6 protein-coding genes and 1 pseudogene are annotated in these 7,232 nt (G+C 56.9%); 4 read left to right on the top strand and 3 right to left on the bottom strand.

Annotated features, from left to right (window positions below):
- Together V6C07_RS11905 and V6C07_RS11900 are read left to right on the top strand one after the other, a co-directional pair.
- Positions 1 to 191, top strand: a pseudogene (locus V6C07_RS11905) (hypothetical protein); the annotation flags it as partial.
- Positions 191 to 1,003 (top strand): MinD/ParA family protein, encoded by an 813-nt coding sequence (locus V6C07_RS11900; RefSeq protein ID WP_333536697.1) that lies wholly within the window; start codon positions 191 to 193, stop codon positions 1,001 to 1,003. The pseudogene V6C07_RS11905 and the gene V6C07_RS11900, both read left to right, overlap by 1 nt.
- Positions 1,004 to 1,085: 82 nt before the next feature.
- On the opposite strand, the gene V6C07_RS11895 is transcribed toward V6C07_RS11900, so the two are convergent.
- A complete protein-coding gene (locus V6C07_RS11895; protein ID WP_333536696.1) occupies positions 1,086 to 1,223 on the bottom strand; it encodes a hypothetical protein in 138 nt (45 codons plus the stop codon).
- A gap of 9 nt (positions 1,224 to 1,232) precedes the next feature.
- Here V6C07_RS11895 and V6C07_RS11890 point away from each other — a divergent pair, with 9 nt between their 5' ends.
- Together V6C07_RS11890 and dapA are read left to right on the top strand one after the other, a co-directional pair.
- A complete protein-coding gene (locus V6C07_RS11890; RefSeq protein WP_333536695.1) occupies positions 1,233 to 1,508 on the top strand; it encodes an HU family DNA-binding protein in 276 nt (91 codons plus the stop codon).
- A gap of 117 nt (positions 1,509 to 1,625) precedes the next feature.
- A complete protein-coding gene (dapA, locus tag V6C07_RS11885) occupies positions 1,626 to 2,504 on the top strand; it encodes a 4-hydroxy-tetrahydrodipicolinate synthase (RefSeq protein WP_333536694.1) in 879 nt (292 codons plus the stop codon).
- A 294-nt stretch (positions 2,505 to 2,798) separates the two neighbouring features.
- Here the strand turns inward: dapA and V6C07_RS11880 are convergent, their stop codons facing one another.
- Positions 2,799 to 3,998 (bottom strand): iron-containing alcohol dehydrogenase, encoded by a 1,200-nt coding sequence (locus V6C07_RS11880; protein ID WP_333536693.1) that lies wholly within the window; start codon positions 3,996 to 3,998, stop codon positions 2,799 to 2,801.
- 1,173 nt (positions 3,999 to 5,171) lie between these two features.
- Positions 5,172 to 7,232, bottom strand: a 2,061-nt coding sequence (locus tag V6C07_RS11875) for a hypothetical protein (protein WP_333536692.1), incomplete at its 5' end; no start/stop codon positions are given.

Here is a 7,232-nt window from a genome sequence, read left to right as displayed (position 1 = left end):
ATGCCGGCAGCGCCATTACCGCCGAAGCCCTGCTGGCAAAGGCGCGCGGCGCCCTGCAAGAGGCGCTGCTGCAAACACAGCAGCAAAATTCCGGCCGGATCTGCCTTGCAGACAGCGCCAGCCTGGAAGAGCGCGCAAGCCTTGTACATTCCAGCGAAAAACGCTTCCTTTTTTTCGGGAGAAACAACTGATGGCAAATAAAACCCTGAGCGTGGCCCTGCTGAGCGGCAAGGGCGGAGTCGGCAAGACCAACATAACGCTCAATATGGCCTGCGCCCTATACCAGATGGGTTTTAAAAACCTGCTGATGGACTGTGACCTGGGCCTGGCTAATCTGGATGTTCTGCTGGGCATCACCCCTGAAGGCAACCTGCAGAATACCCTGCTTGGCGAAGCCAGCATAAGCGACGTGCTCTATCAGGTTGAAGCCACGGGCTTTGACGTGCTGCCTGCGGCCTCCGGCGTGCCGGAACTTACCGAACTCCAGCCCGACACGCGGAACATGCTGCTGGATCGCCTTGAGCCGGAACTGGATAAATACGATTTTGTCTTTATGGACGTGGGCGCGGGCATTTCCGGCACGGTGCAAACCTTTGCCGCCCTTGCCACCATGCGTATTGTCGTCATTACTCCCGAGCCGACTTCGCTCACAGACAGTTACGCTCTCATCAAGGTGCTCAACGCCCGCTACGGGCTGCAGGATTTTATGGTGGTGGTCAACCAGGTTGCTTCCGCAAGCGAAGCCAAGGCTTCGTTTGACAAACTGCACGGGGCCTGTCGCCATTTTCTGCATCTTGAACCGGTCTTGCTGGGGCATATCCGCGACGACAAAAAACTTCCCGAAGCCGTGTGCCGCCAGCAGCCGCTCATGCGCATGGCCCCCGGCAGCCCCGCGGCCCAGGACATACAAAGCCTGGCAGCACGCCTGCAAAGGCTGCGCCTCGGCATGGCCGACTGGCTGGCGCCGAGAAAGGTGCTGCAGGCCGTAGCCGCAAAAGAATGAGGAAGACGGCCTAAAAACCGCGCGAACTGTTTACCTTGTTGCATAAAAAGTATAGAGATGAATTAATACTAGATGCCTATCGTTAGCCCTTGGCATTCAGGCGACAAAGCACTTTGACAGCGCGAGGCGACACGGCAGAATCGCCAGCAATATCTTCAAGATAGTGGACGAACACCGCTGTTTCAGGCAGAATGCCTTTGCGGGCAACAAACGCAGTCACGGAGGCGTGATGAACAAGAGCGAACTTATCAAGGCGCTGGCCGACGAAACCAACATTCCCTTTGATGATGCGTCCATGGTGGTCAACACCTTTTTTGACGCCATGAAACAATCCCTTCTTGCCGGCGAGCGTATTGAAATACGCGGTTTCGGCAGCTTCAAAATCAAAGAGTACGAAGGCTACGCAGGCCGCAACCCCAAAACGGGTGAAAGCGTCACCGTACCCTCGAAACGTCTGCCCTTCTTCCGCGCCGGCAAGGAACTGAAAGAATTTATCAATCAATAGGCATTGTTGCATAACGCGGCCTTGCCGCCCACCCGAGCCGAACCGCGTGAAGGCCAGCCCTTCACGTCTAGGTGCTCGGCCATCCATGGGCGCGCAGGGCGCGCCAAGGAGTTTGTTATGCTGTTTTCAGGTGCACTGACAGCGCTGGTCACCCCGTTCAAGGATGAGGCCCTGGACGAGGAAGCCTACCGAAATTTCATCGAATTCCAGATTACGGAAGGCATCCACGGCCTGGTTCCCTGCGGCACTACCGGCGAATCCGCCACGCTCAGCCACGAAGAGCACGAAAGGGTCATTGAAATCTGCATTGATCAGGCCAAGGGCCGCGTTCCCGTACTGGCCGGGGCCGGGTCCAACAATACGGCAGAAGCCATACGCCTGACCCGCTTTGCCCGAAAAGCCGGGGCAGACGGCGCCCTGCTCATCACCCCCTACTACAACAAACCCACGCAGGAAGGGCTGTACCGCCACTACAAGGCCATCGCCGAAGCCGTGGAAATGCCCCTTGTTCCCTACAATGTGCCTGGCCGCACGGGCTGTAACCTGCTGCCCGAAACCCTGGCCCGCCTGGCGAAAGAATTTTCACACATCGTGGGCGTCAAGGAAGCCACCGGCGACATGGCCCAGGGCAGCAAAACCCTGTCCAGTTGTCCTGCGGGCTTCAGCGTTCTTTCCGGCGACGACTTCACGGCCCTGCCCCTCATGGCTCTGGGCGGCAAAGGGGTTATTTCCGTCACGTCCAATATCGTACCCGGGCGCATGGCCGCCATGTGCAACGCCTTCAACAAGGGCGATATTGCCGAAGCCGCGCGCATCCATCATGAGCTTTTTCCTCTGCACGAAGCCATGTTCATCGAGAGCAATCCCATCCCGGCCAAAACGGCCCTGAACCTTATGGGCAAGATGGAAGCCGGCCTGCGCCTGCCGCTCTGCCCCATGAGCGCGGCAGCCAAGGAAAAACTCGAAGGCGTACTGCGCCGGTTAAAGCTTATTTAGAACATTTTCACTTTGAAATTGCTCTGGCGACTGTGTGAGCAGGCGCCCGCAGCGGAAGGCGCAAGGACAATTTATTTGCGCTGTTAAGCATCGAAGTAGATTTTGAGAATGCCATTCTCAAAGTTAATCGACTCTAGTATAATTACATGTACGCCTGCCTTGGCATCTGCCAAAGTGACGCGTTAACAGCACAGAATATTTGCCACACAAAAAAGGCCGCCCAAAATGGGCGGCCTTTTTTGTGCTTTTTGCGGCCCCGCCCCAGGGGCGGGGCCGCAAAACACTGTCAGGAACCTACATGGCAGCCTTGTAAATGGCGGCCACAGCGGCGTCGGTCATGGTGCGGGGATTGGTAAGACCGCAGGCGTCTTTCTGCGCATTGGCGGTCATGGTGGGGATGTCCGCTTCTTTCACGTCCTTGCCGTACTTTTTGCCAAGAGCCTTGAGCCCTTCGGGAATACCCACATCAGAAGACAGGGTATTAATGGCGCAAATGGCTTTTTTAGAGGCTTCGTCAGCGCTCAGACCGTCGGTGATTTCGCCCAGCAGACGGGCAATGCGGCCGAAGCGGCGGCGGGTAGCCATGCGGTTGTATTCGCAAACGTGGGGCAGCAGAATGGCATTGCATTCGCCGTGCGGCAGGTCATAGAAGCCGCCAAGCTGGTGGGCCATGGCGTGCACATGCCCGAGGCTTGCGTTGTTGAAGGCCATACCGGCCAGATACTGGGCGTAGCACATGCCTTCGCGGGCTTCCTTGTCCTGGCCGTTAGCCACGGCGCGACGCAGGTAGCGGTTGATAAATTCCATAGCCTTTTCAGCGCAGGCATCAGTCATGGGCGTAGCGGCCGTAGACACGTACGCTTCAACGGCGTGGGTCAGGGCGTCCATACCCGTGGCGGCGGTGAGGGCCGGGGGCATGCCCATCATGAGCAACGGATCGTCAATGGCTACGCCGGGCGTACAACGCCAGTCAACAATAGCCATTTTCACTTTGCGCGAGGTGTCGGTGATAATGCAGAAACGGGTCATTTCGGAAGCGGTACCGGCCGTGGTGTTGACGGCCACGTAGGGCGGGAAGGGCTTGGTGGACTTGTCCACGCCTTCATAGTCATGAATCTTGCCGCCGTTACCCGCAAGAAAGCCCACGCCCTTGCCGCAGTCGTGCGAGCTGCCGCCGCCGAGCGTGATGAGGCTGTCGCACTTTTCTTTCTTGTACATTTCGAAGGCCGCGTCCACGTTATGATCAGTGGGGTTGGGCACGGTCTGGTCGTAAATGGCGTACTGCATCTTGGCTGCATCAAGAATGCCGGTAATCTGCTTGAGAATGCCAGCCTTGACGATACCCTGGTCCGTAACGATCAGCGGTTTGCTGCCGTTGATGTTTTTGAGACGGGCGGGAATTTCCTTGGAACACCCTTCGCCCACAAGAGTAACATTGGGGATAAAGAAAGACGTGACCTGCCCCATGTGCATGCTCTTAAGCTCCGTACTCATATGCGACTCCTAACGTTATGCGGATACAATCTCACGACATGTACCACCCTTGTACCGCAGTGATAAGGAAATAACCTTGCAAAAAAGAATACAGCATCAAAAAATTCAATGCAAGCATCTTGAAGCATAATGTAAAAGTAATTTGTATAGTTATTTTTCATACCAATACATGTTATTTTTTACACAACTCAGTATAGATAGTTCCTTTTTGCACAATAATACATTGTTTGATTGTTCACCCAAAAAAGAGAAAGCGTGATCAACCCGCTGAAAAGAAAAAACAAAAACGTCCCCCTCCCCCATGCCTTCCAACGGGACAGACAGGTCCACCCCCCGGCCGCACATACATGGCCTTACGCACGTGCCAAGATGGACTTCCCCCGGCATGACGCACTGTTTCACGCAATGGATTACATGAATTATCAGATCAAAAAATGCTTGATCATTGCTGAATATACATTCTCAACGCTGTCATAACATATGTCAGAGGCTTTACCGCACAGGAATGCAACAGTTTTTCCCACTTTCCTCCCCTCCAATGGGGATACCCCTTAACAACGATCCGGCTTATGCAGGAGGCGATTGCGACACGGCACACCGCCGCCATATTTTTCTGTCTGTTGTCCTGATCGGTAACGATCTCCCGCTCTGGCGATCTTGCCGTTGCATTGCGCGATGCGGCGAGAAGCCACGAGAGCAAAGAGAGAAACTTTCACGACAGAGGCCGCGCAGGCCTGGCAGAGAAGGTAGGCAGCGGGCGTGCAACGAGTGGGGAGCAGCCGGACAACGCGTAGGGGATGGGCGGTGAGCGGGGTGATGACTGGGCAACGGGCGGGAATGTCTGGGCAACGATCAGCTAGAGCAGATTAACTTTGAGAATGTACATTCTCAAAGTTTAAGTCACGCTCGCTTCGATGCTTAACCGCGCAAGTAAATTGCGCTTGCATCTTTGCGGCGGGCGACTGCTCACGCAGCCGCCAGAGCAATTTCAAAGTGGAATTGCTCTGACGGCAATGCCCAAGGCAGTGGAGTATCGGGAGAAGCCGATGGTACGGATGAAGCTACGCAGAGGGGGCCTGGCAGGGAACGCATCCTGACAGGCCCCCAACTGTCTTCATTTGGGCCGCACGCCGCGCAGACGGCATAAGCAAAACCGTGTGCGCGCTTGAAGCGTTACACGCTCTGACTTTTAACGGGCGACGACCTTTTTTTTGCCCTGTCCGCCCGCGTCATACCTGGTTCACGCATCTTGCCGGGGCGGCACATGCGGCTCAGGCGACGCAGGTACGCCTTTCGCTTGTCCAGAAAAAAGGCCAGCGGGCGCGAAAAATTCCGCCCCAAAAGTCCGTCCACCAGGAGTTGGCTTATTTCTCGCTCACGGGTCAGCACCAGCTGCGAACGCGCCAGCACGTTGCGGTCGGCCTCGGGCATGGCCCTCGTAATCTGGCGAAAGGCGTCCTGCGCCCGGGGCTGGTAAAACCATATGTACATGAGGTCCAGAGCATTGACGATGAACGCGCGTTCCAGATCCTTGCCCTTGGCCCCGCCGCTGCCCTGAAGGCCGCCGGGCCGGGCCAGCTTGATCAGGGCGTCTTCATGCGGAAAAAGCAGCTCCAGCCTCGTATAGCAGTCAAAGAGATTATTGAGCTTGCTTCTGTAGTCCCACCGGCGCATGCGCAGGTTTACCTGGCTGTCGGCGTAGCCTTCGATCAGCGCGGCCACGGAATCCGAAGACATCTTTGAAACCACGGCGGCACTGGGTACAAGGTAGAGTTCCGGGGTGGCGACCCCCCATGCCAGCAGCCCATAGTACAAAAGCGAATTGTACAGGGAAGAGACAGGAATGGACAACACACTGCGGAAAAGGTTGCCGATGGCCGCCTCTTTGGGGAAGCCGCGAAACACGTTGTGCGCGCAGATATAAAATCCGTTGATGATGCTCAGGACGGTAAAGACCGTCCACGGGCTTTGGGCCACGGTGATATTGAAAGTTCTGTCCAGCAGCCACACGCGCACCATGACTTCGAGCAGCAGAACAGAAATGCCCGTATACATGAGCGAATCGCATAAACGGTTTACGCTGACCTGATCCCGCCAGTGAATAAGGGTATCGCGAGTGGCCCCTTTGGCGGCCAGTACCATCTGCACCACGTTGCGCACCCCTGTGATGCCGAACCAGATAAATGTGCCGCCCCAGGCAAGAACCCACCAGTCCTGCGTATACAAAAAGGAGAAAAAGGCGGGAACAAAGCCCAGCAGCACTTTGAGCCAGTTACAGAACGAGCTGTTCAGATAGGCCGCCCCCGGCTTTGCGGCGCCGGCCTGATCCTTTTTTTTGCCAAGCAGGTTGTTGCCCACTGCGGGGCTGAGGCCGCCGAGATTCATGATATTGCCCTGGCCGCACACATGAAAATCTTCGCTGGCGGTTTTCCACGCTTTACGGCACTCAAGCCCCAGGTGGCTGCAACCGGGCAACCAGCGCAGGTATGAGGCCGCACGTTGCCAGATCGAGGGGTTGCGCGGCTTGGTATAGCTGAGCACCTCTTCCACCGGCGAGCAGATGGGAATCTCAAACAGCTGCCGCCCCCTGTACCGGCGGGCCGGGCGGCCTTTTCTGGGCAGGGTGTCCTTGATGGCAAAGCCCATGCCGTAGGTAATACGGCTTGCGGAGCTTGTACCCAGGCGCGAACCCAGGGGCTTATGGCGGTAGTGTTCCCACAGTTTTGGCACGTTATGCAGGATGTCGCGAAACTTGGCGGCCCGCTCTTCGTCCACGGTGCGCATGCGGCGCACCATCTGCCGTATGATCTGCTTCACCCGCGGGCCGAGCCCCTCATTGAGCGCCTGCTGCAGTTCGCTGATGGGCTTGAGGTTGGCCTGCTGCCGCTCCATCCAGCTTTTCATGTTAAAAATTTCCAGATGGGTGATGTTGCCCCTGGAATCCCACAACAGCTCGGCCACGTCTTCCACACTCAGGCCGGAGGTGCACAGCACCAGGCGATAGCCCGGCGTCAGTTCCACAAGCTCCCGCGTAAGCTCCAGTACGGAAAGCCGCATGAGGTGCGGCATTTCCTCCGGCGGGGGCGGACAATCCAGATCGGGCAGTTCGGGATGCAGCGCGGCCGACAGCCATTCCTCAGCGATATGTTCCGGTCCCATGGTTTCAAGCACGGCCAGTTCGGCGCGGGCAGTGGCATCATCGCGCTCGGCCAGCCTTGAGGCCCGCTGACGCAG

Source organism: Desulfovibrio sp. 1214_IL3152 (genome assembly GCF_036763055.1).
GTDB lineage: Bacteria > Desulfobacterota > Desulfovibrionia > Desulfovibrionales > Desulfovibrionaceae > Desulfovibrio.
The sequence above is the reverse complement of the archived record's forward strand: the minus strand, read 5'-3'. Positions and strand labels throughout refer to the sequence as shown.

What these genes read in the sequence shown, in the direction of transcription:
- V6C07_RS11900 (WP_333536697.1), top strand. Translation starts at nt 191, where the DNA reads ATGGCAAATAAAACCCTGAGCGTGGCCCTGCTGAGCGGCAAGGGCGGA.
- V6C07_RS11890 (WP_333536695.1), top strand. Translation starts at nt 1,233, where the DNA reads ATGAACAAGAGCGAACTTATCAAGGCGCTGGCCGACGAAACCAACATT.
- dapA (WP_333536694.1), top strand. Translation starts at nt 1,626, where the DNA reads ATGCTGTTTTCAGGTGCACTGACAGCGCTGGTCACCCCGTTCAAGGAT.
- V6C07_RS11880 (WP_333536693.1), bottom strand. Translation starts at nt 3,998, where the DNA reads ATGAGTACGGAGCTTAAGAGCATGCACATGGGGCAGGTCACGTCTTTC.